Genomic DNA, 20,802 nt, shown 5'->3' with positions numbered 1-20,802 from the left:
TCACCTGTGCGTCGACCCTGTCAGTTCCGTGACCAAGGCCCCGACCCGCTCCCGCCACTCGCCAGCGCGGTAGTTGAAATCGCGGGCAAAGGCCTCTGAATTCAATTGCGAATTCGCCGGGCGCGCAGCTTTTGCCGGCCATTGATCGCTGCCGACCGGCTCGACAAATGCGGACGGCCCGCCAAGCGAGGCGCTGACGTCGAAGATGTGAGCTGCCAGATCGTACCAGCTGGCGCGGCCCTGGCCGGCGAGATGGTAGAGGCCTTGTGGAAAGCCTCTCCGCTTTTGCCAAGTTGCGGCGGCGGCCAGCAGACCATCGGCAAGATCATGGGCTTCCGTTGGATTGCCGAACTGGTCCGCCACGACCTGCAACCGGTCGCGTGTCGCGGCGAGCGACAGCATCGTCTTGACGAAGTTGCGGCCATGGCAGCTGATGACCCAGGCAGTGCGCACCACCAGATGGTCTGGATTGCCGGCGCGAACCGCTTCCTCGCCTGCCAGCTTGCTGCGGCCATAGACTGTCAGCGGATTGGGTATGTCCGTCTCGACATAAGGCCGCTCCAACCTGCCGTCGAAGACGTAGTCGGTCGAAACCTGGACAATCGGAATGCCTGCAAGCCGGGTCAGCCGCGCCAGCTCCGCCGGCGCCTCGGCATTGATGCGAAACGCACGCTCGGGCTCGTCTTCCTGTTGATCGACACCGGTATGAGCCGCCGCGTTGATGACCATGTCAGGAGCGACCGAATTCAGAACCGGGGCAAAAGTCGTGGGATCTTCAAGATCGAGGTCAGGCCGCCCGACCAAGACGATGTCAGCTTTGCCCGGCGCGCGCTCGGCAAGCGAGCGCGCCAGTTGGCCGGATGTTCCGGTAACCAGGATCTTCACTTGGCGGTGACCAGGCCCTGGCGGGTTCCGTCGAATCGCTGCTCGCGAAGCGGCCGCCACCACCAGCCATTGGCCAGGTACCAATCGACTGTCCGGGCAAGGCCGGTCTCGAACGTCTCCAGCGGCGTCCAGCCCAGTTCCTGCTCGCTCTTGGTCGGGTCGATCGCATAGCGCCGGTCATGCCCGGGCCGATCCGTGACGTAGGTGATGAGGTCGAGATGGGAGCGGCCGTCGGCGCGCGGCCGTCGTGCGTCGAGCAGGGTGCAGATGGTCTCCACGACTTCGAGATTGGTGCGCTCGGCGCGACCGCCAATGTTGTAGCTCTCCCCAATCCGGCCTTTGGTCATGACAGCTTCAAGCGCCCTGGCGTGATCCTCCACGAACAGCCAGTCGCGGATGTTGGCACCCTTGCCGTAGACCGGCAGCGGCTGCTCATCCAGAGCGTTGGCAATGACGAGCGGGATCAGCTTTTCCGGGAAGTGGTAGGGCCCGTAATTGTTGGAACAGTTGGAGAGAACGACCGGCAGTCCGTAGGTCTCGCGCCAGGCGCGCACGAAATGGTCGGACGCGGCCTTCGACGCCGAGTAGGGCGATGACGGCTTGTAGGGCGATTCCTCAGTGAAGATCCCGGAATCGAAGGGCAGGTCGCCGAACACCTCGTCGGTCGAGACGTGATGGAAGCGGAAGCGTTTGCGTGCCTCGTCGCCAAGGGTCCGCCAGTGGTCGAGCGTGGCCTGCAACAGGCTCGCGGTACCGACGACATTGGTGGTGACGAAGGCCATCGGCCCGTCGATCGAACGGTCGACATGGCTTTCCGCCGCCAGGTGCATGACGAGGTCGACAGCCTCGTCGGCCAAGATCTGCCGCACCTTGTCGGTGTCGCATATATCGGCGTGCCGGAAGGCGTAGTTCGGATTGCCTTCGAGCGCACGCAACGACGTCAGATTGCCGGCGTAGGTCAGCTTGTCCAAGTTGACGACGCGGTATTTGCCGGTTGCGACGAGATGCCGGCAGACGGCCGAGCCGATAAAACCGGCACCACCTGTGACCAGGACAGTTTGAAGGACGTTTTTCACGGCTAGACGAATCCAGTTTCGACTTCAGCGAGCAAGGGGGCAGTAGCATCCTTGTCCGACAGGATCAGTTCTGGCGCAGCAACGGGCCAAGCGATGGCGATAGCAGGATCATCGAAGCGGATCGAGCGGTCATGCGGCTGCGAATAGGGTGCCGACACCTTGTAGGCAACTTCGGTGTCGGGCTCGAGCGTGACAAAGCCATGCGCGAAACCCTTGGGTACGAGTATCTGGTTCCACTGCGTGGCGGAAACCGTCAGTCCCACCCACTTGCCAAAAGTCGGCGAGCCCACCCGTATGTCGACGGCAACGTCATAGATCGACCCGCGCAGCACGCGCACGAGCTTGTCTTGCGCGAAGGGTGGCTTCTGGAAGTGCAGCCCGCGCAACACCCCCCGCTCCCGCGACAGCGAGTGGTTGTCCTGGACAAAATCGACGGCGATTCCGGCCTGCGCCAGCTTGTCGGCATTCCACGTCTCGGAGAAAAAACCGCGCGCGTCTTCGAACCTGGGCACGCGTATCTCAACAACGCCGTCCAGGCCCAGATCGATGACTTCAACCATGGCCGATTTCCCTGACCCGGCGTTCAAGGTAACGCGCATAGTCGGTCTTGCCGAGTTCGGCAGCACGGCGCAGCACGTCCTCTTCGCTGACCCAGCCCAGTTCAAACCCGATCTCTTCCGGACACATGATCTTGATGCCCTGGCGATGCTCGATGGTGCGCACGAATGATGACGCCTCGTGAAGGCTGTCATGCGTGCCGGTGTCGAGCCAGGCGTATCCCCTGCCCAGGCGCACGACGTGCAACGTATCGCGCTCAAGATAGATGCGGTTGACGTCGGTGATCTCCAGCTCGCCACGCGCCGACGGCTTGATCGACGACGCAATGTCGACAACCGAATTGTCGTAGAAATAAAGGCCGGTCACCGCCCAGTTGGAACGCGGTTTCTCAGGCTTTTCCTCGATCGACAAGGCGCGCTGGGTCGTCCGGTCGAATGCCACGACACCGTAGCGTTGCGGATCCTCGACGTGATAGGCGAAGACCGAGGCGCCGCTTGGGCGCGCGACGGCTGCCCGGCAACGCTCCGACAAGCCGTCGCCATAAAAGATGTTGTCACCCAGGATGAGCGCCACCGGGCTGTTGCCGATAAACTCGCGCCCGATGATAAACGCCTCGGCCAAACCATTGGGGGACGGCTGAACAGCATAGGAAAACGACACGCCAAACGCCGAGCCGTCGCCGAGAAGCTGCTGGAACTGCGGTAGATCGCGCGGGGTCGAGATGACAAGGATGTCCCGAATACCCGCCAGCATGAGGACGCCAAGCGGGTAATAGATCATCGGCTTATCGTAGATCGGCAGTATCTGCTTCGATACTGCAAGTGTTGCAGGGTAGAGTCGCGTGCCACTACCGCCCGCTAGAATGATTCCCTTCACGTGGATTCCTGATGTCGTTGCCGTTGACCCCCGTCCCAGCTGACAATCCGCATTAGACCGTATGGCACTCACAAACAAGACACCAATGTCATCTGCCATAATCACGAACAGATTTGGTTTCAGAAGGTAAAACTTGGCGAGCGAAGCCCGCGATCCATGCCGTCCTGGCCACACGCATTGAAAGATACGAGAATGAACCGCCTATTGCTCAAGATCGCCTCTGTCCTGGCATTCGCCGCCATGTCATGGATTGGCCCGGCGGCAGGAGAAAACATGCTCGAACGTGAATTGCAGGTAAGTGCAAGCAAGGGCGATGCGGTGGCTATCCGCGACCTGCTTGCCAGGGGCGCCGGCATCGACGCACGCGACGACGGCGGTCGCACCGCGCTTTTGCTCGCCACCCACGCCAACCAGGTCGATGCCGCGAAGGTGTTGATCGATGCCGGCGCCGACGTCAACGCCAAGGATACGATCAACGACAGCCCGTATCTCTATGCCGGCGCGCGTGGGCATCTCGAGATCCTGAAAATGACGCTCGCCCATGGCGCCGATCTCAAGAGCACCAACCGCTATGGCGGCACCGCGCTGATCCCGGCTGCCGAACGCGGCCATGTCGAAACCGTGCGCACGCTGATCGAGGCCGGTGTCGATGTCGACCACGTCAACAAGCTCAACTGGACAGCTCTGCTGGAAGCCATCGTGCTCGGCGATGGTGGCCCGCGCCACGTCGCCATCGTCAAGTTGCTCGTCGACGCCGGCGCCAACGTCAACCTCGCCGATGGCGACGGCATCAGCCCGCTGCAGAACGCCCGCAAGCACGGCTTCACCGACATCGAAAAGGTCCTGGTTGCCGCCGGCGCAAGATAACGTCTTCGGCGTGGCCCACTACGCCAACAAGCCGAGCCTTTTCAATGACCGGCCAATGATCTCGGGCAGCAGGAAGGAGCCATCATGGCGGCAACAGCGAAAGGCCCACTGGCGGGGATCCGCGTCATCGAGTTCGTCGGGCTTGGCCCTGCCCCGTTTGCCGCCATGCAGTTCGCCGACATGGGCGCCGATGTCATCCGCGTAGCCAGGCCAGGTGCTGTGGCGACGCTCCCCGATCCGATTTCCGGACGCGGGCGACCGACAGTGGAAGCAGACCTTAAGGCTCCTGACGAAGCTGACATGGTGCGCCAGCTTGTCGACCGTGCCGACGCGCTTATCGAAGGATTCAGGCCCGGCGTCATGGAACGACTGGGGCTTGGGCCCGAACCCATGCTTGAGCGCAACCCACGCCTTGTCTACGGCCGCATGACCGGCTGGGGCCAGACCGGTCCGCTTGCCAGCCACGCTGGACATGACATCAACTTCATCGCGATCACCGGTGCCCTCGCCGCGATCGGCCCGGCCGACCGGCCGCTACCGCCGCTCAATCTCGTCGGCGACTTCGGCGGCGGTGCGATGTTCCTCGTCTCCGGCATGCTCGCCGCACTTCTTTCTGCCCAGCGCACCGGAACTGGCCAGATCGTCGACGCCGCTATTTGCGACGGCACCATCCAGCTGATGAGCATGGCGCACGACCTTGCAGCCTCGGGCGGCTGGCGAGCGGAACGCGATGCCAACCTGCTCGATGGCGGCGCGCCCTATTACGGCACTTACGCTTGCGCGGACGGTGTCCATATCGCCGTCGGCCCGATCGAGCCGCAGTTCTTCGAACTGTTTCGTCAAGCTGTCGGGCTCGATGCTTCAGCCCATGCGCTACGCGCCGACCCGCGCAATTGGCCGGTACTGAAAGAGCAGATCGCAGCACTGATCTGCACGCGCCCAAGTGCTGAATGGCTCGCCTTGCTCGAACATTCCGACGCCTGCGTTTCGCCGGTGCTCGATCTTCACCAGGCGGCGAAGCATCCGCATCTCGTCGCGCGGGAGAACTTCATTGAGCTGGACGGACTGACACAGCCCGCCCCTGCACCGCGTTTTTCAGCCACGCCGACCGAAGCCCGCGCCCGGCCTCACGACTTGCTGCCACTGACTGATGCGGTCAGCATGTGGAGCAACTAAACATGGCTCGCGGCCTCTGGCTCCGAGTCTGGAGCCAAAAGCAAAAAAGCCGCCGGTGGACCGACGGCTTGAGCTGATCTTTCGAACTGAGCCTATCCAGGCGAGAGCCTTAGATCGCGGCTTCCAATGTCGACAGGTGGTTGAGGTAGGCTTCCGCCTTGGTGCGGGCCTGGTCTTCCTTGGCGTCGGAGACGTCCTCGCGCGCTTCCTGGATGCGGCGCAGCAGTTCGGCGCGGTCGATGTCCTTCACGGGCGTCGCCGATTCGGCAAGCAGCGTGCAACCGGCGGGAACGATGTCGGCGAAGCCGCCGAACACGACGTAACGCTCCTCCTTGCCACCGACGGTCTTCACCGTCACGACGCCCGGCTTGATCGTGGTCATGACCGGCGCATGGTTGGCCATGACAGTCATTTCGCCTTCCGCCCCGGGAATGACGACGGACTCGACCTGCTCCGAAACGAGCAGACGCTCGGGCGAGACCAGTTCGAATTTGAATGCTTCAGCCATGGTGTCTCACAAATGCTTGGACGGAGTTCCGAGCAGAACTGCCCGCAAGGGCAGTCATCGGTGCGACAGCGCGGACCACCAGGCCCGCGCTGCGGCTTTTATGATTATGCCGCTTCCGCAGCCAGGCGCTGGGCCTTCTCGATCGCCATGTCGATGCCGCCGACCATGTAGAAGGCAGCTTCCGGCAGGTGATCGTACTCGCCGTCGACCAGGCCCTTGAAGCTCTTGATGGTGTCTTCGAGCGGAACCAGCTGGCCGGGCGAACCGGTGAACACTTCGGCGACGAAGAACGGCTGCGACAGGAAGCGCTCGATCTTGCGGGCGCGGGCGACCGTGATCTTGTCCTCTTCCGACAGCTCGTCCATGCCCAGGATGGCGATGATGTCCTGCAGCGACTTGTAGCGCTGGAGGATTTCCTGGACGCGACGGGCGACCGAATAGTGCTCTTCGCCGACGATCAGCGGATCGAGCATGCGCGAAGTCGAGTCAAGCGGATCCACAGCCGGGTAGATACCCTTTTCCGAGATCGCGCGGTTGAGAACGGTCGTCGCGTCAAGGTGCGCGAACGAGGTTGCCGGCGCCGGATCGGTCAAGTCGTCGGCGGGCACGTAAATGGCCTGAACCGAGGTAATCGAACCCTTGTTGGTGGTGGTGATGCGTTCCTGCATCTGGCCCATGTCGGTCGACAGCGTCGGCTGATAGCCCACTGCCGAAGGAATACGGCCGAGAAGAGCCGACACTTCCGAGCCCGCCTGGGTGAAGCGGAAGATGTTGTCGACGAAGAACAGAACGTCCTGGCCCTGGTCGCGGAAATGCTCGGCGATGGTCAGGCCCGACAGGGCGACGCGGGCGCGCGCACCAGGCGGCTCGTTCATCTGGCCGAACACCAGGGCGCACTTGGAACCTTCGGTCGAGCCGTTGTTCTCGTGCGGGTCCTTGTTGACGCCCGACTCGATCATTTCGTGATAGAGATCGTTGCCTTCGCGGGTGCGCTCGCCGACGCCGGCGAACACCGAGTAACCACCGTGCGCCTTGGCGACGTTGTTGATCAGTTCCTGGATCAGAACGGTCTTGCCGACGCCGGCGCCGCCGAACAGGCCGATCTTGCCGCCGCGGGCGTAAGGCGCCAGCAGGTCGACGACCTTGATGCCGGTGACGAGGATCTGCGCTTCCGTCGACTGGTCGACATAAGCAGGCGCCTCCTGGTGGATGGCGCGCTTCGACTTGGTCTTGACCGGGCCAGCTTCGTCGACCGGCTCGCCGATGACGTTCATGATACGGCCGAGGGTCTCGTCGCCAACCGGAACCATGATCGGCGAACCGGTGTCACGGACGGCCTGGCCACGAACGAGACCTTCCGAAATGTCCATGGCGATGCAGCGGACGGTGTTTTCGCCAAGGTGCTGCGCCACTTCGAGGATCAGGCGGTTGCCGCCGTTCATCGTTTCGAGCGCGTTCAGGATCGGCGGCAGCTCACCGTCGAACTGCACGTCGACGACGGCGCCGATGACCTGCGAAACGCGGCCAGCGCCGGTGGCGACGACCGCCGACTTTTCGACCTTGGCAGCGGCTGCCTTGGCAGGCGCCGCCTTCTTTGCTGCCGGGGCCTTTTCCGCCGCCGGAGCGGCTTTCGGAGTAGCTGCTTTAGCCATCGTTCTAACCTCTGTGTCCGTTCGTTGTTTCACGCGGACCCGCCTTGCGGCGAGCCATCACGTGGCTAGAGCGCTTCGGCGCCCGAAATAATCTCGATCAGTTCCTTGGTGATCTGGGCCTGACGCTGGCGGTTGTACGTGATCGTCAGCTTGTTGATCATGTCGCCTGCGTTGCGCGTGGCGTTGTCCATCGCGCTCATCTTGGCACCCATTTCACCGGCAGCATTTTCCAGCAGCGCCCGGAAGATCTGCACCGAGATGTTGCGCGGAATGAGATCGCCGAGGATTTCGCCCGGCTCCGGCTCGTATTCGTATACAGCGCCACCGCTGGTCGCGGTATCGGTGCCGACCGAAGGAGCAGCGGCAGGGATGACCTGCTGTGCTGTCGGAACCTGGCTGATCACCGACTTGAACTCGGAATAGAACAGCGTGCAGACGTCGAAGCCACCCTGGTTGAACAGGGTGATCACCTTCTTGGCAATCATGTCGGCATGGACGAAGCCAACCTGCTTGGCATCGCGCAGTTCGACGCGATCGATGATCAGCGAAGCGAAATCGCGACGCAGGACATCGTAGCCCTTCTTGCCGACGGTGATGATCTTGACCGTCTTGCCCGAGGCCTGGAGCTTGCGGACATGGTCGCGGGCCAGACGCGAGATCTGGCTGTTGAAGCCGCCGCACAGGCCGCGCTCGGCCGTGCAGACGACGAGCAGGTGCACGTCGTCCTTGCCGGTGCCGGTCATCAGCGCCGGAGCATCGCCACCGCCGCCGACAGCCTGGGCGATGTTCGCGAGAACCGCACCCATGCGCTGCGAGTAGGGACGCGCGGCTTCCGCAGCTTCCTGGGCGCGACGCAGCTTCGCCGCGGCGACCATCTGCATCGCCTTGGTGATTTTCTGCGTCGCCTTGACCGAGGCGATACGGTTGCGGAGGTCTTTTAGCGAGGCCATGCCTTATCCGTCAGTGTCAGGCGAAGTTTTTCGCGAAAGCGTCGATGTGACCCTTGAGCTTGCCGCGGAGATCGTCGCTGAGCGCCTTCTCCGTACGGATGCCGTCGAGAACGTCTTTGCCTTCCGAGCGCATGTAAGCCAGCAGACCCTGCTCGAACTTGCCGACCTTGTTGAGGGCCAGCTTGTCGAGGTAGCCGTTGACGCCGGCGAAGATTACCGCAACCTGCTCTTCGGTCTTGAGCGGCGAGAACTGCGGCTGCTTGAGCAGCTCGGTCAGGCGCGCACCGCGGTTGAGCAGACGCTGGGTAGCGGCGTCGAGGTCGGAGCCGAACTGCGCGAACGCCGCCATTTCGCGGTACTGCGCGAGCTCGCCCTTGATCGAGCCTGCAACCTGCTTCATCGCCTTGATCTGGGCCGACGAGCCGACGCGCGACACCGACAGACCGACGTTCACGGCAGGACGGATGCCCTGGAAGAACAGGTTGGTCTCGAGGAAGATCTGGCCGTCGGTGATCGAGATCACGTTGGTCGGGATGTAGGCCGACACGTCGTTGGCCTGTGTCTCGATGACTGGAAGTGCGGTCAGCGAACCCGAGCCGTTTTCGTCGTTCAGCTTGGCCGAACGCTCGAGCAGACGCGAGTGCAGATAAAAGACGTCGCCCGGGTAGGCTTCGCGGCCCGGCGGGCGGCGCAGCAGCAGCGACATCTGGCGGTAGGCGACGGCCTGCTTGGACAGATCGTCATAGCCGATCAGCGCATGCATGCCGTTGTCGCGGAAGTATTCGCCCATGGCGCAGCCGGCGAACGGCGCCAGGAACTGCATCGGAGCCGGATCGGACGCGGTTGCCGCGATGATGATCGAGTATTCGAGCGCGCCGCGCTCTTCGAGCACCTTGACGAACTGCGCGACGGTCGAACGCTTCTGACCGACGGCGACATAGACGCAGTACAGCTTTTCCTTGTCCGGACCGGACTGGTGAATAGCCTTCTGGTTCAGGATGGTGTCGAGAATGATGGCGGTCTTGCCGGTCTGACGGTCACCGATGACCAGCTCGCGCTGGCCGCGGCCGACCGGGATCAGCGCGTCGATGGCCTTGAGGCCGGTCGACATCGGCTCATGCACCGACTTGCGGGGGATGATGCCGGGCGCCTTGACGTCGACGCGGCGACGTTCCTTGGCCTTGATCGGGCCCTTGCCGTCGATCGGGTTGCCGAGCGCGTCGACCACGCGGCCAAGCAGCTCCGGACCAACCGGGACGTCGACGATCGAGCCGGTACGCTTGACGGTGTCGCCTTCCTTGATGTCGCGGTCGGCACCGAAGATGACGACGCCGACGTTGTCGCTTTCAAGGTTCAGCGCCATGCCGCGGATGCCGCCCGGGAACTCGACCATTTCGCCCGCCTGGACGTTGTCGAGACCGTAGACGCGGGCGATACCGTCGCCCACCGACAGAACCTGACCGACTTCGGTAACTTCGGCTTCCTTGCCGAAGTTCTTGATCTGGTCTTTCAGAATTGCGGAAATTTCCGCGGCGCGGATGTCCATCAGCCGACCTCTTTCAGTGCAAGCTTGAGCGAATTGAGTTTGGTTTTGAGCGACGTATCGATCTGGCGCGAGCCCATCTTCACGATCAGGCCGCCGAGCAGCGAAGGATCGACGGTGACCGAGATCGCCACGTCCTTGCCGGCGACGCTCTTCAGCGCCGACTTGAGTTCCGTTTCCTGCGCAGCGGTCAACGCATGCGCCGAAGTCACCTCGGCCGACGTCTCGCCACGATGCTCGGCGGCGATCTGGCGGAACGCCTTGATCATGCCGGGCAGGGCGAACAGGCGGCGATTGCGCGCCACGAGGCGGAGGAAATTGCCGGCCAGACCGGTGATCTTGGCCTTGTCGGCAATCGCCGAAATGGCCTTTTCCTGATCTTCGCCTGAGAACACCGGGCTCTTGATCAGGCGATCGAGATCGGCGCTGCCATCGAGCAGCGCGGCGAAACGACCGAGGTCGGCTTCTACCTTTGCAACAGCGCCTGCTTCGAGCGCGAGATCGAACAACGATCCCGCATAGCGCTCAGCGACACCGGAGATTGGCGAGGAAGATTGGGTCACGGACCGTCTTTTCTCTTGTCTGACAGGCCGCAAGATTGTTGGCGCGAGTGTGAGACTCTAGCTAAATCTTTGACCTTACTGCGTTTTTTGACCCCGGAGCTTGCGGCAACCGCATCCCTCCGGCCGAAAGTCGATTGCCGTCTAGCACAGGCTTTTGAGGACCGCAACACGTCCTCTAACAGCCTTCAAAGGCACTATTGTCGCATCTTGCGCATCAGAGCGGCGGCTTGACAGCGATTCACGGCCAGAAGCCGAAAACAAACCCCAGGGGTAGGGCTGCCAGACCCAGTTCGATAACGATCGCCACCCAGTTGTATGGGGTGTTGGCACCGTCCGACATCATGGCGACGATCCGGCCGAAGGCCGCGAACAGCCAGGACACGCCGAGTGCCATGTAAAGCCATGGCTGGGCGAGCAGAATCGCGCACAGCCCGACACCGAGGAAGAAGCCGGCCATGGTGGCGCGCCCCTGGGCGATGGCTTCCGGATTGTCGGGCCGCGCCTGCAACCTGAGCAGGCGGAAGGCGATTCTCGGGGCGAAGAACAAGATGACGCCGAACAGCAGCGTGACCGCCGCCGAGCTCCACGCCAGCCACTCGCCCTGGCTTGTCGGCCACGGAAATGCGAATTCCATATTCCCCCTCCGGCCAGGCCGTGAATCCGTAGCGATCATAGCGAACGGCGTGCCGAGCGCCAGTACGCAACTGGCGGGGACGGCTGGAACACGTATGATGTGGCCGTGTCGGCAGTGGAGACGGCCATGGCCATACCGGAGCGGATTGCCTGGGCAATCGACCATCTCGCCGTTCAACCGGGCGACAGGCTGCTCGAAATCGGATGCGGGCGCGGCGTGGCGATGGCGGAGATCACGCCGCTTCTGATCGACGGGCACATCACCGGGCTGGATCGGTCGGACAGCGCGACTAGCTCTGCCGAGGAGAGAAACCGCGCGGCGATCACCGCCGGCAAGGCTGCGCTTACTCAAGGCGCTTTCGCCGACTGGAAGGGCGCGGGCCAGGCCTTCGACAAGATCTTTGCCATCAACGTCAACTTGTTTTGGCTGGAAGCGGCGCGCGAGCTCAAGCTGATCCGTTCGCTGCTTGCGCCCGAGGGCCAGCTGTTTCTGTTCTTCGAGCCGCCAGGTGCCAGCCAGATTCCAACCATCGAGCGCGCTATCGCGGTGCGTCTGGCAGCGGCCAGTTACACGCTGGAAAAGACAATTCATGGCACAGCCGCAAAACCACCGCTGCTCGGCATGATCGCCCGACCAACCTAGCCAGTTACAGAAAGCTCTGCGGGTCGATGTCGACCTGCACGCGCACCGAACCGCGCACCTTGGGCCCGGCCGCAATCAACGCGCGGATGTAGCCTTGGATGTCCGCTTTCCTGTCGGCCTGCACCAGCAGCCGGAAGCGATGGCGCCCGCCGATCAACGCCAGCGGCGCCTCGGCAGGGCCAAGCACGTGCACATCCTGCGCGACCTGGGCGGCGCGGCGCAGCCCGCGTGCGTGGCTTTCCGCTTCGGGCCTTGTCGCCGCACTGACAATGATGCCGGCGAGCCGCCCAAAAGGAGGCAATGCCGACTTCTCTCGCTCCGATATCTCGCGGTCGTAAAAGGCCTCCGAATCGCCTGACACGATCGCCCGCATCACCGGATGGTCGGGCTGGAACGTCTGCAGCAGGCCGAGGCTCTTCTTGCCGGTGCGCCCTGCCCGGCCGGTCACCTGCGACAGCAGCTGGTAGGTCCGCTCGGCGGCACGCGGATCGCCATTGGCCAGGCCAAGATCGGCGTCGACGACACCGACAAGTGTCATGTTGGGAAAGTTGTGGCCCTTGGCGACGAGCTGCGTGCCGATGATGATGTCGGCCTCGCCATTGGCGATCGCCTCAAGCTCCAATCTCAGCCGCTTCACCCCGCCCAGCATGTCCGACGACAGCACGATGGTCCGCGCATCGGGGAAGTGCGAGACTACTTCCTCAGCAATGCGTTCGACGCCGGGACCACAGGCAACAAGATGATCGAAGGTGCCGCATTCCGGGCAGGCTTCGGGCCGCTTTTCGTTATGGCCGCAATGGTGGCAGACGAGCTGCCCGCGGAAGCGGTGCTCGACCAGCCAGGCCGAGCAGACCGGGCAACCGAAGCGATGGCCGCAGACCCGGCACAAAGTCAACGGTGCATAGCCACGCCGATTGAGAAACAGCAGCGACTGCTCTTGCCGGGCGAGTGCCTCGCGCATCTTGCCGAGCAGCACCGGCGACAGGAAGCCGCCGCGCGCCGGCGGCGAACGCCGCATGTCGATGGTGGCAAGTTGCGGCAGCGCGGCTTCGGCGAAACGCGCCGACAGCACGGCACGGGCATACTTGCCTTGCTCGGCATTGACGCGGCTTTCCACCGACGGCGTGGCCGACGCCAGCACCACCGGGAAGCCGCCGATATGGGCGCGCACGACAGCCATGTCGCGGGCGTTGTAGAAGACGCGGTCCTCCTGCTTGTAGGCAGGGTCGTGTTCTTCGTCGACGACGATGAGCCCGAGATTGTTGAACGGCAAAAACAGCGCCGAGCGCGCGCCGGCGACCACGCGCACCCCGCCTTCGGCGACCTGGCGCCAGACGCGCTCACGCATCCTCGGCGGCAGGTCCGAATGCCACTCGGCCGGCTTTGCGCCGAAGCGATTCTGGAAGCGATCGAGGAACGCCTGGGTCAGGGCGATTTCAGGCAGCAGGATCAGCACCTGCTTGCCCTTGTCGAGGGCTGCCGCGACCGCTTCGAAATAGACTTCGGTCTTGCCCGAACCGGTGACACCGTCGATCAGGGTGACGCCGAATCGGTCGGCTTCGACCTGGTCGCGCAGGCCTGCCGCCGCCGCCACCTGATCGCCCGTCAATTCGGCGCTGGCATAAGATGTGTCGGGCGCCGCCACCACCGGCCGCGGCGGGATCATCACCGTCTCGAATACGCCTTGCGCCCTCAACCCGTCGACCACGGTCGAAGAAACGCCGGCGGCATGCGCCAGCCCCGAGCGCGTCCAGGCCATGCCGTCACTGGCCATTTCGAGCACACGGCTGCGCGCCGCCGTCATCCGGTCGGGCTCGCCATCGCTGCGCTTGATGCCTTCCGTCCATGGCTCCGGGTCGAAAGCCTCGGGCGCACGCAGGATCATCCGCGCCACCATGCCGGGCGGCGACAAGGTGTACTGCGCAATCCAGTCGACCAGCCGCCGCATCTCGTCGTTGACGGGCGGACAATCGAAGACATGGGCGATCGGCCTGAGCTTCTTCGGATCGACGGCTTCGACCGGTCCATCCCAGACGATGCCGGCCACCTCGCGCGGCCCCAGCGGCACGCGCACGATCGAGCCGGGCACCACCTGCATGCCGTCGGGCACGGCATAGGAATAGGCGCGCTCGGCCGGCATCGGCACCAGCACGGGGGCGGCCCTTGTTCTTGGCGAATCGGCGGTCATGACGCGTGACCTTGCCCCGAACTTGGTTTAGAGCAAAGGCCGACATATCCGGTGTCCCTGGGGCACCCATCCATTGCCAAGGAGACAGTTATGAAGTTTTTCGTCGACACCGCCGACGTGAAGGACATCCGTGAGCTCAACGAGCTCGGCCTTCTCGACGGCGTCACCACCAATCCCTCGCTGATCCTCAAGTCCGGTCGCAACATCGCCGAAGTGACCAAAGAAATCTGCGACATCGTCGAAGGCCCGGTTTCGGCGGAAGTCGCCGCCACCGAATATGCCGAGATGATGAAGGAAGCGGCGGTGCTGTCGAAGATCGCCGACAACATCTGCATCAAGGTGCCGCTGACGCTCGACGGTCTCAAGGCCTGCCGCGCGCTGACCTCGGAAGGCCGTATGGTCAATGTCACTTTGTGCTTCTCCGCCAACCAGGCCCTGCTCGCCGCCAAGGCGGGTGCGACCTTCATCTCGCCGTTCATCGGCCGTCTCGACGACATGGGTGTCGACGGCATGGAGCTGATCGCCGAGATCCGCCACATCTACGACAACTATGGCTTCGACACCGAAATCCTCGCCGCCTCGATCCGCTCGACCGAGCACGTCAAGCGCGCTGCGATGATCGGTGCTGACGTCGCCACCATCCCGCCGGCAACGCTCAAGGCGCTGGTCAAGCACCCGCTGACCGACAAGGGCCTCGAGATGTTCCTGTCCGACTGGGCCAAGACCGGCCAGAAAATCGGCTGATTTTTCTTCAGCCCGCTATCGAAAGCCGGCGCCACAAGCGCCGGCTTTTTTGTGCCCAATGCAATCAGGCCAGCGGCGGCAAGCGCCGTTTCACCGGCTGCGCCTTGACGATCGAACTGTTGGTTTCGGCCTTGTCGGTGATCTGGTCGAGAATCTTGTCGAGCTCGTCGATGGAGCGGATGTGCAGGCGCGCGATGAAACAGTCGTCGCCGGTCACCTTGTCGCATTCCGAAAACTGCGCGATGTCCTCGATCAGCTTCTGCACCTGATGCAGCTTGCCCGGCAGCGGCCGGATACGCACGATCGCCTGCAAGGTGTAGCCGAGCGCAGTCGGATCGATGTCGACGGTGAAGGCGCGGATCACGCCACGCTCTTCCAGCCGCCTGAGGCGTTCCGACGTGCTTGGCGACGACAGGTTCACTCGCTGGGCCAGTTCCTTCAGCGAAATCCGGGCGTCATCGACCAAAATTTCGACAATGCGCCTGTCGAGATCGTCCAGCATGCAAGCCCCTTAGGTATTTTCGTAAGATTACCTTACAAGATTAGCCTACGCCTCACAATCACCTTCCATAATCTATATAACCCGGCCAACCACAAGCGTACAAATGCAGCCCTGAAACCAAGGGACGTGGGCATGTCGGACAAGATGCGCGGCACGGTCGAAATGACCGTTGCAATGGTGATTTCGGGAACGATCGGGCTGTTTGTCGTTCTGTCCGGCCAGCCGGTCATGAATGTGGTGTTCTGGCGCTGTGCCTTCGGCGCGGTCACGCTGCTGATCGTCTGCGCCGCACTCGGCCTGTTTCGCCCAGAGGTGATGACCCGCCGTCAGATCGCCTGGGCCGCTGTAGGTGGCGTCGCCATCGTCTCGAACTGGATACTGCTTTTCGCCGCCTTCCCGCGCGCCTCGATCTCGATCGCAACGGCGGTCTACAACACCCAGCCCTTCATGCTGGTGGCGCTCGGGGCGCTGTTTTTCGGCGAACGCTTGACCCTGACCAAGCTGACATGGCTCGGCATCGCCTTTGGCGGCATGGTGCTGATCGTCCAGTCCAAGCCAGGCGCCGGTGCCGTCGGCACCGACTATCTCTCGGGCATTCTGTTGGCGCTCGGAGCTGCCTTTTTCTACGCCATTGCCGCGATCATCACCAAGAAGCTCAAGGGCCTGCCGCCGCATCTGATCGCGCTGATCCAGGTGACGGTCGGCATCGCGATGCTGGCGCCCTTCGCCAACTTCGCGCAGCTCCCCGCGGACGCATATAGCTGGGCGCTGCTCGTCGCCGTCGGCGTCATTCATACCGGCGTCATGTACATCTTGCTCTACGGCGCGATCCAGAAGCTGCCGACGAACCTCGTGGGTTCGCTGTCCTTCATCTATCCGGTCGTGGCCATCCTCGCCGACTTCGTGGCCTTCGGCCATCGCCTGCAGCCGCTACAACTGCTCGGCGCTGCCGCGATCCTGATCGCCGCCGCTGGCATGACGCTGGGCTGGAGCCTGGTGAAGCCGCGCGTTGCCCAAGCCTGACGGCCTCAGTCGTCGTCGGACATGAGGCCGGTCGATCGCATGCCTTCGATCATCGTCGCGCCCTCGACGCGAATGACGGTCAGCGCCCGTGAACCCGTGCGCTCATGCACGAGGTCTGCAAGTTCGCGCGAGTGCGTCACCACCCACACCTGCGTGCGCTCGGCTGCCCGCGCGATCATGTCGGCAAGAGCGGGCAGCATACGCACATGCAGGCTGGCCTCCGGCTCGTTCAGCGCGATCAATCGTGGCAGGCGATAGGACATCAGCGCTCCGGCCAGCGCCAGGAAACGTATCTGCCCGTCGGAGAGTTCCTGTGGCCGAAACACCCGCTGCGGAAATTCCGGCAGCACAAGTCCGAACGTCGCGCTTTCGCCGGGCACCGGCACGTCGAGCTGCGCCTCGCCAAGCGCGTCGGCTATGCAGCGGTCGAGATCGACGGTGTCTTCGCGGATATGCCTCAGCGTCGCAAAAACGGCGGCCAGATTGGCTCCGTTCTCGTCGAGCATCGGTGCGGTGGTCGCCAGTGCCGGACGTCGCACCAGCGAATCGGCGTCTGTCCTGAAGCCATGATAAAAGCGCCACCCGGCCACCGCCGCGCGCAGGTCGCCAACTTCGGGATAGCGCCCCGCACCGCCGAGAAGAGCAAGTGCTGTTTCAGAATTCAGGATACGCTCGGGATGCTCGACCCGGCGTCCGTCGCCGTCGCGGCCGAACACCGCCTGGCCCTTGCGCGTCATCATCTCGACCGGGCGGCGCCCGGCTTCGACGGTCAGCGTCTCTTCCTTGACATGCGGCTCGAAGGCAAAGCCGGCTGCTACAGGTGGCGGCAGACCGATCTCGACCTTGTAGGAGTATCTGGCTGACGTTTCGTCGTCGGTGAAGTCAGCATCGATGACGACGCGGGCTGGCTGGCCGGTCCGCCTCTTGCCCGACCACAGCGCCGAACTCATGCCGCCCTCGGCGGCGATCTCGCGGGCAAGCGTGCCCTCGGCGGAGGCCTTGATCAGCTGCAGGGCGCGATAGAGGTTGGACTTTCCGACGCCGTTCTCGCCGACGAAGACCGAGACCTGGCCGATGTCGAGCCGGATCGATCTCAGCGAACGGTAGCCCGCAGCTGAAAAGGATGTCAGCCGCATCGACCGATCCTCCCGAAACTAAGGTTCAGCCCTTGGACATGTCCTGGGCGATGGCCAGCCTGAGCAGTTCGGCCAACTCGCGTGCCGCGCGGTTTTCAGCGTCGCGCTCGGCCCGCAGAGTGGCGAACTCCTGCCGCGGCCGATCGAACGACGCCGAGACATTGCGCTTGCCCGAGGCGATACGCTTGCCGGTCTTGATGTCGGTGATGACATAGACGCCGGTCAGGGTCATCGTTCCGGTGGTGGGCTCGTCGTCCTTGTTGGTCACCGCGGCGAGCAGCGCCGATTCGCTCAACGCCGTAACCGCCAGATCCATCGTATATGGTGCTGCCGCCGGCTGGCCGGCACCACCGTTGAACATGAAGATCAGGTGGTTGCGGACTTCCTGGCCATAGCGGGTATTGACCGGCTTGATGTGGATCGAGGCCAGTTGTGTCGCAGTACCTGCCTCGACGCCCGCCGACACCGGTCCGTCCGAATAAAGCGGACGCACCGAGCAGGCGGATGCCAGTGCAAGCGAAGCCAGAAGGGCCAGGCGCGCAACAACACGCAATGAACCAGCAGAATTCCGCGCATCAGGCAACGACATTGACGATCCTCTGCGGCACAACAATCACCTTGCGCGGCGACTTCCCATCCAGCGCCTTCTGCACTGCTTCCAGTGCCAGCGCCGCTTTTTCGACGGTCAATTGATCTGCGTCGCGAGCGATTGTCAAATCAGCTCTTTTCTTGCCATTGATCTGCACCGGATAGGTGATTTCGTTGTCGACAATGAGTGTCGCATCGAACGTCGGCCATGGCCGATCGGCGACCAGACCCTCACCATTGAGCGCTGCCCAGCACTCCTCGGCCAGATGCGGCATCATCGGCGCGATCATCACGATCAGGATCTCGACCGCCTCGCGCAGCGCCGAAACCATCTCTGCCGACGCCTTGCCGGCAGCCGCGTCGGCCAGTGGGCCCTGCAGCGTGTTGGTCAGCTCGTAGATGCGCGCGACCGCCTTGTTGAAGGCGAGCTTGCCGATGTCTTCACCAACCGATTTCAACGCCTTGTGCGCCGCCTTGGAGACGGCACCGGCATCGCCTTCGCCAGCCGCCTTGGCTTCCACCTTGGCCAGCATTTCGGCCGATTCGGACACCAGGCGCCAGACGCGCTGCACGAAACGATGCGCGCCCTCGACGCCGGCCTCGGTCCACACGACGTCGCGCTCGGGCGGCGAGTCGCTGAGCACGAACCAGCGCGCGGTATCGGCGCCATAGCTGGCGATGATGTCGTCGGGGTCGACGACGTTCTTCTTCGACTTCGACATCTTCTCGATCGAACCGATCTCGACCGGCTCGCCGGTCGCAAGCAGCGTCGCACGCCGCTTGCCGTCGATCTCCTCGATCTTGACGTCGCCCGGCGAAACCCATTCTCCATTCGGGCCACTGCCGAGACGATAGGTCTCGTGCACGACCATGCCTTGGGTGAACAGTCCCTTGAACGGCTCTGACAGGTCGAGATGGCCGGCCTTGCTCATCGCGCGGGTGAAGAAGCGCGAGTAGAGCAGGTGCAGGATCGCATGCTCGATGCCGCCAATATACTGATCGACCGGCAGCCACTCATTGGCGGCCTTCGGATCGGTCGGCTCGTTTTCCCAAGGTGCTGTGAAGCGCGCGAAATACCACGACGAGTCCACAAACGTGTCCATCGTGTCGGTCTCGCGGCGTGCCGCCTTGCCGCATTGCGGACAGTTGACGTGGCGCCAGGTCGGATGACGATCGAGCGGATTGCCCGGACGGTCGAACTCGACGTCGTCTGGCAGTCTGACCGGCAGGTCGGCCTTCGGCACCGGCACGACACCGCAATCGTCGCAGTGGATCATCGGGATCGGGCAACCCCAGTAGCGCTGGCGCGAAATGCCCCAGTCGCGCAGGCGGAACTGCACCTTGCGCTCACCCATCGGGCGATTGCCGATCGAGATCTGCTCGAGACGGGTGGCAACGTCGTTGAACGCGTCATCCGGCTTCATGCCGTCGAGGAAGCGCGAATTGATCATTACGCCGTCGTCGGTATAGGCCTCCTCGGTAATCTGGAAGGTCTTGGCATCGCCGCCTTCCGGCATCACCACCGGCACCACCGGCAGGCCATACTTGTTGGCGAAGTCGAGGTCGCGCTGGTCGCCCGACGGGCAGCCGAAGATGGCGCCCGTGCCGTAGTCCATCAGCACGAAATTGGCGACATAGACCGGCAGCGTCCAGCTCGGGTCGAACGGATGCACGACACGGATACCGGTATCCATGCCCTTCTTCTCGGCCGTCTCGAGCGCTGCGACCGACGTACCCATGCGACGCACGTCTTCCATGAAGGCGGCGAGTTCGGGCTTGCTTTCGGCAGCCTTCTTGGCCAGCGGATGATCGGCCGAGATCGCCATGAACGAGGCGCCGAAAATCGTGTCGGGCCGGGTCGTGTAGACCTCGAGCTCGCTCTCGCCAGCGGGGGCGGTGCCGGCAGCCAGCGGCCAGCGGATCAGCAGGCCTTCCGAGCGGCCGATCCAGTTGCGCTGCATCAGCTTGACCTTCTCGGGCCACTCGTCGAGGCCATCGAGCGCATCCGACAGGTCCTGTGCGAAATCGGTGATCTTGAAGAACCACTGCGTCAGTTCGCGCTGTTCGACCAGCGCACCAGAACGCCAGCCGCGTCCGTCAATGACCTGCTCGTTGGCGAGCACAGTCATGTCTTCCGGGTCCCAGTTGACCTTCGATGACTTGCGCGTCACCAGGCCCTTCTCGACGAAGTCGATGAACAGCATCTGCTGGCGGTGGTAATAGTCGACGTCGCAGGTTGCGAACTCGCGGCTCCAGTCAAGCGACAGGCCCATCGACTTCAGTTGCGTGCGCATCGTCGCGATGTTCTGGTAGGTCCAGTCCTTGGGATGGACCTTGTTCTTCATCGCGGCGTTTTCAGCCGGCATGCCGAAGGCATCCCAGCCCATCGGATGCAACACGTTGCAGCCCATGGCGCGGCGGAACCGCGCGACGACGTCGCCCATCGCATAGTTGCGGACGTGGCCGACATGAATGCGCCCCGACGGATAGGGAAACATCTCCAGCACGTAGTATTTCGGCCGGGGATCGTCGTTCTCGGTCTCGAAGAGCTTTGCCTCGCCCCAGGCTTTCTGCCATTTGGGTTCGGATGCGCGCGGATTGTATCGTTCGGTTGCCATCGGATGTTTTTCACTTAAAAGCGTGCATGGACCGGGGCGAAAACCCGCGGTTCAGGAAATCGTTGCCGGGTGT

The 20,802-nt window shown here is 63.3% G+C and carries 20 protein-coding genes; 5 read left to right on the top strand and 15 right to left on the bottom strand.

Going from position 1 to position 20,802, the window contains the following annotated elements; genetic code table 11:
• The 4 genes from rfbD to rfbA are packed head-to-tail and all read right to left on the bottom strand — an operon-like array spanning window position 1 to window position 3,395.
• Window positions 1-885 carry a dTDP-4-dehydrorhamnose reductase gene (gene rfbD / locus IHE39_RS10285; RefSeq protein ID WP_192566391.1) on the bottom strand — a complete coding sequence of 295 codons (885 nt, stop codon included), beginning with the start codon at window positions 883-885 and terminating at the stop codon, window positions 1-3.
• Window positions 882-1,961: a dTDP-glucose 4,6-dehydratase gene (rfbB, locus tag IHE39_RS10280; protein WP_343070077.1), complete on the bottom strand. Its 1,080-nt coding sequence runs from the start codon at window positions 1,959-1,961 to the stop codon at window positions 882-884. Before rfbB ends, rfbD begins: the two co-directional genes overlap by 4 nt.
• Before the next feature lie 2 nt (window positions 1,962-1,963).
• On the bottom strand, window positions 1,964-2,521 hold the full coding sequence (gene rfbC, locus IHE39_RS10275; RefSeq protein WP_192566390.1) for a dTDP-4-dehydrorhamnose 3,5-epimerase: 558 nt from the start codon (window positions 2,519-2,521) through the stop codon (window positions 1,964-1,966).
• Entirely contained in the window at window positions 2,514-3,395 is an 882-nt protein-coding gene (gene rfbA, locus IHE39_RS10270) for a glucose-1-phosphate thymidylyltransferase RfbA (protein WP_184768041.1), read from the bottom strand. The genes rfbC and rfbA overlap by 8 nt, the downstream gene beginning before the upstream one ends.
• A 273-nt stretch (window positions 3,396-3,668) precedes the next feature.
• On the opposite strand from rfbA, the gene IHE39_RS10265 reads away from it, so the two are divergent.
• Entirely contained in the window at window positions 3,669-4,262 is a 594-nt protein-coding gene (locus IHE39_RS10265) for an ankyrin repeat domain-containing protein (RefSeq protein WP_210327544.1), read from the top strand.
• Window positions 4,263-4,346: 84 nt separating this feature from the next.
• Window positions 4,347-5,438, top strand: a complete 1,092-nt coding sequence (locus IHE39_RS10260) for a CaiB/BaiF CoA transferase family protein (protein WP_192566388.1) — start codon at window positions 4,347-4,349, stop codon at window positions 5,436-5,438.
• A gap of 109 nt (window positions 5,439-5,547) precedes the next feature.
• On the opposite strand, the gene IHE39_RS10255 is transcribed toward IHE39_RS10260, so the two are convergent.
• From IHE39_RS10255 to IHE39_RS10230, 6 genes are all read right to left on the bottom strand, one after another.
• Window positions 5,548-5,946 carry a F0F1 ATP synthase subunit epsilon gene (locus IHE39_RS10255; protein WP_184768044.1) on the bottom strand — a complete coding sequence of 133 codons (399 nt, stop codon included), beginning with the start codon at window positions 5,944-5,946 and terminating at the stop codon, window positions 5,548-5,550.
• A gap of 104 nt (window positions 5,947-6,050) precedes the next feature.
• Complete coding sequence (gene atpD / locus IHE39_RS10250; protein WP_108606393.1) at window positions 6,051-7,598, bottom strand: F0F1 ATP synthase subunit beta; 1,548 nt, start codon at window positions 7,596-7,598, stop codon at window positions 6,051-6,053.
• A gap of 65 nt (window positions 7,599-7,663) precedes the next feature.
• Window positions 7,664-8,548: a F0F1 ATP synthase subunit gamma gene (locus IHE39_RS10245; protein ID WP_184768045.1), complete on the bottom strand. Its 885-nt coding sequence runs from the start codon at window positions 8,546-8,548 to the stop codon at window positions 7,664-7,666.
• A gap of 16 nt (window positions 8,549-8,564) precedes the next feature.
• On the bottom strand, window positions 8,565-10,094 hold the full coding sequence (atpA, locus tag IHE39_RS10240) for a F0F1 ATP synthase subunit alpha (RefSeq protein WP_108606391.1): 1,530 nt from the start codon (window positions 10,092-10,094) through the stop codon (window positions 8,565-8,567).
• Window positions 10,094-10,654 carry a F0F1 ATP synthase subunit delta gene (locus IHE39_RS10235; protein ID WP_184768046.1) on the bottom strand — a complete coding sequence of 187 codons (561 nt, stop codon included), beginning with the start codon at window positions 10,652-10,654 and terminating at the stop codon, window positions 10,094-10,096. The genes atpA and IHE39_RS10235 overlap by 1 nt, the downstream gene beginning before the upstream one ends.
• Window positions 10,655-10,892: 238 nt before the next feature.
• Window positions 10,893-11,288, bottom strand: a complete 396-nt coding sequence (locus IHE39_RS10230; RefSeq protein ID WP_184768047.1) for an AGROH133_08824 family phage infection protein — start codon at window positions 11,286-11,288, stop codon at window positions 10,893-10,895.
• Window positions 11,289-11,414: 126 nt separating this feature from the next.
• On the opposite strand from IHE39_RS10230, the gene IHE39_RS10225 reads away from it, so the two are divergent.
• Window positions 11,415-11,930 carry an SAM-dependent methyltransferase gene (locus IHE39_RS10225; protein WP_192566387.1) on the top strand — a complete coding sequence of 172 codons (516 nt, stop codon included), beginning with the start codon at window positions 11,415-11,417 and terminating at the stop codon, window positions 11,928-11,930.
• Between the two features lie 4 nt (window positions 11,931-11,934).
• On the opposite strand, the gene IHE39_RS10220 is transcribed toward IHE39_RS10225, so the two are convergent.
• Window positions 11,935-14,118 (bottom strand): primosomal protein N', encoded by a 2,184-nt coding sequence (locus tag IHE39_RS10220; protein ID WP_192566386.1) that lies wholly within the window; start codon window positions 14,116-14,118, stop codon window positions 11,935-11,937.
• 90 nt (window positions 14,119-14,208) lie between these two features.
• On the opposite strand from IHE39_RS10220, the gene fsa reads away from it, so the two are divergent.
• Window positions 14,209-14,862: a fructose-6-phosphate aldolase gene (gene fsa, locus IHE39_RS10215; RefSeq protein ID WP_184768050.1), complete on the top strand. Its 654-nt coding sequence runs from the start codon at window positions 14,209-14,211 to the stop codon at window positions 14,860-14,862.
• A gap of 64 nt (window positions 14,863-14,926) precedes the next feature.
• Here fsa and IHE39_RS10210 read toward each other — a convergent pair whose 3' ends face one another.
• Window positions 14,927-15,364: an Lrp/AsnC family transcriptional regulator gene (locus IHE39_RS10210; protein ID WP_115730336.1), complete on the bottom strand. Its 438-nt coding sequence runs from the start codon at window positions 15,362-15,364 to the stop codon at window positions 14,927-14,929.
• A 132-nt stretch (window positions 15,365-15,496) separates the two neighbouring features.
• Between IHE39_RS10210 and IHE39_RS10205 the strand changes: the two genes are divergently transcribed.
• A complete protein-coding gene (locus tag IHE39_RS10205) occupies window positions 15,497-16,387 on the top strand; it encodes a DMT family transporter (protein ID WP_192566385.1) in 891 nt (296 codons plus the stop codon).
• Window positions 16,388-16,392: 5 nt separating this feature from the next.
• On the opposite strand, the gene IHE39_RS10200 is transcribed toward IHE39_RS10205, so the two are convergent.
• The 3 genes from IHE39_RS10200 to leuS are packed head-to-tail and all read right to left on the bottom strand — an operon-like array spanning window position 16,393 to window position 20,729.
• A complete protein-coding gene (locus tag IHE39_RS10200) occupies window positions 16,393-17,523 on the bottom strand; it encodes an AAA family ATPase (RefSeq protein ID WP_192566384.1) in 1,131 nt (376 codons plus the stop codon).
• 25 nt (window positions 17,524-17,548) lie between these two features.
• A complete protein-coding gene (gene lptE, locus IHE39_RS10195) occupies window positions 17,549-18,112 on the bottom strand; it encodes an LPS assembly lipoprotein LptE (RefSeq protein ID WP_184768053.1) in 564 nt (187 codons plus the stop codon).
• Entirely contained in the window at window positions 18,099-20,729 is a 2,631-nt protein-coding gene (gene leuS / locus IHE39_RS10190) for a leucine--tRNA ligase (RefSeq protein ID WP_192566383.1), read from the bottom strand. Before leuS ends, lptE begins: the two co-directional genes overlap by 14 nt.
• Window positions 20,730-20,802: the final 73 nt, after the last annotated feature.

Origin of the sequence: Aminobacter carboxidus (assembly GCF_014863355.1) — a bacterium.
Taxonomy (GTDB): Bacteria; Pseudomonadota; Alphaproteobacteria; order Rhizobiales; family Rhizobiaceae; genus Aminobacter; species Aminobacter carboxidus.
The sequence above is the reverse complement of the archived record's forward strand: the minus strand, read 5'-3'. Positions and strand labels throughout refer to the sequence as shown.

Excerpts from the sequence above, each read along its gene's own strand:
- IHE39_RS10255 (WP_184768044.1), bottom strand. The coding sequence starts at position 5,946 with ATGGCTGAAGCATTCAAATTCGAACTGGTCTCGCCCGAGCGTCTGCTC.
- lptE (WP_184768053.1), bottom strand. The coding sequence starts at position 18,112 with ATGTCGTTGCCTGATGCGCGGAATTCTGCTGGTTCATTGCGTGTTGTT.
- IHE39_RS10230 (WP_184768047.1), bottom strand. The coding sequence starts at position 11,288 with ATGGAATTCGCATTTCCGTGGCCGACAAGCCAGGGCGAGTGGCTGGCG.
- atpA (WP_108606391.1), bottom strand. The coding sequence starts at position 10,094 with ATGGACATCCGCGCCGCGGAAATTTCCGCAATTCTGAAAGACCAGATC.
- IHE39_RS10260 (WP_192566388.1), top strand. The coding sequence starts at position 4,347 with ATGGCGGCAACAGCGAAAGGCCCACTGGCGGGGATCCGCGTCATCGAG.
- IHE39_RS10265 (WP_210327544.1), top strand. The coding sequence starts at position 3,669 with ATGCTCGAACGTGAATTGCAGGTAAGTGCAAGCAAGGGCGATGCGGTG.
- atpD (WP_108606393.1), bottom strand. The coding sequence starts at position 7,598 with ATGGCTAAAGCAGCTACTCCGAAAGCCGCTCCGGCGGCGGAAAAGGCC.
- IHE39_RS10210 (WP_115730336.1), bottom strand. The coding sequence starts at position 15,364 with ATGCTGGACGATCTCGACAGGCGCATTGTCGAAATTTTGGTCGATGAC.
- fsa (WP_184768050.1), top strand. The coding sequence starts at position 14,209 with ATGAAGTTTTTCGTCGACACCGCCGACGTGAAGGACATCCGTGAGCTC.
- leuS (WP_192566383.1), bottom strand. The coding sequence starts at position 20,729 with ATGGCAACCGAACGATACAATCCGCGCGCATCCGAACCCAAATGGCAG.
- IHE39_RS10205 (WP_192566385.1), top strand. The coding sequence starts at position 15,497 with ATGTCGGACAAGATGCGCGGCACGGTCGAAATGACCGTTGCAATGGTG.
- IHE39_RS10200 (WP_192566384.1), bottom strand. The coding sequence starts at position 17,523 with ATGCGGCTGACATCCTTTTCAGCTGCGGGCTACCGTTCGCTGAGATCG.
- IHE39_RS10245 (WP_184768045.1), bottom strand. The coding sequence starts at position 8,548 with ATGGCCTCGCTAAAAGACCTCCGCAACCGTATCGCCTCGGTCAAGGCG.
- IHE39_RS10225 (WP_192566387.1), top strand. The coding sequence starts at position 11,415 with ATGGCCATACCGGAGCGGATTGCCTGGGCAATCGACCATCTCGCCGTT.
- IHE39_RS10220 (WP_192566386.1), bottom strand. The coding sequence starts at position 14,118 with ATGACCGCCGATTCGCCAAGAACAAGGGCCGCCCCCGTGCTGGTGCCG.
- rfbC (WP_192566390.1), bottom strand. The coding sequence starts at position 2,521 with ATGGTTGAAGTCATCGATCTGGGCCTGGACGGCGTTGTTGAGATACGC.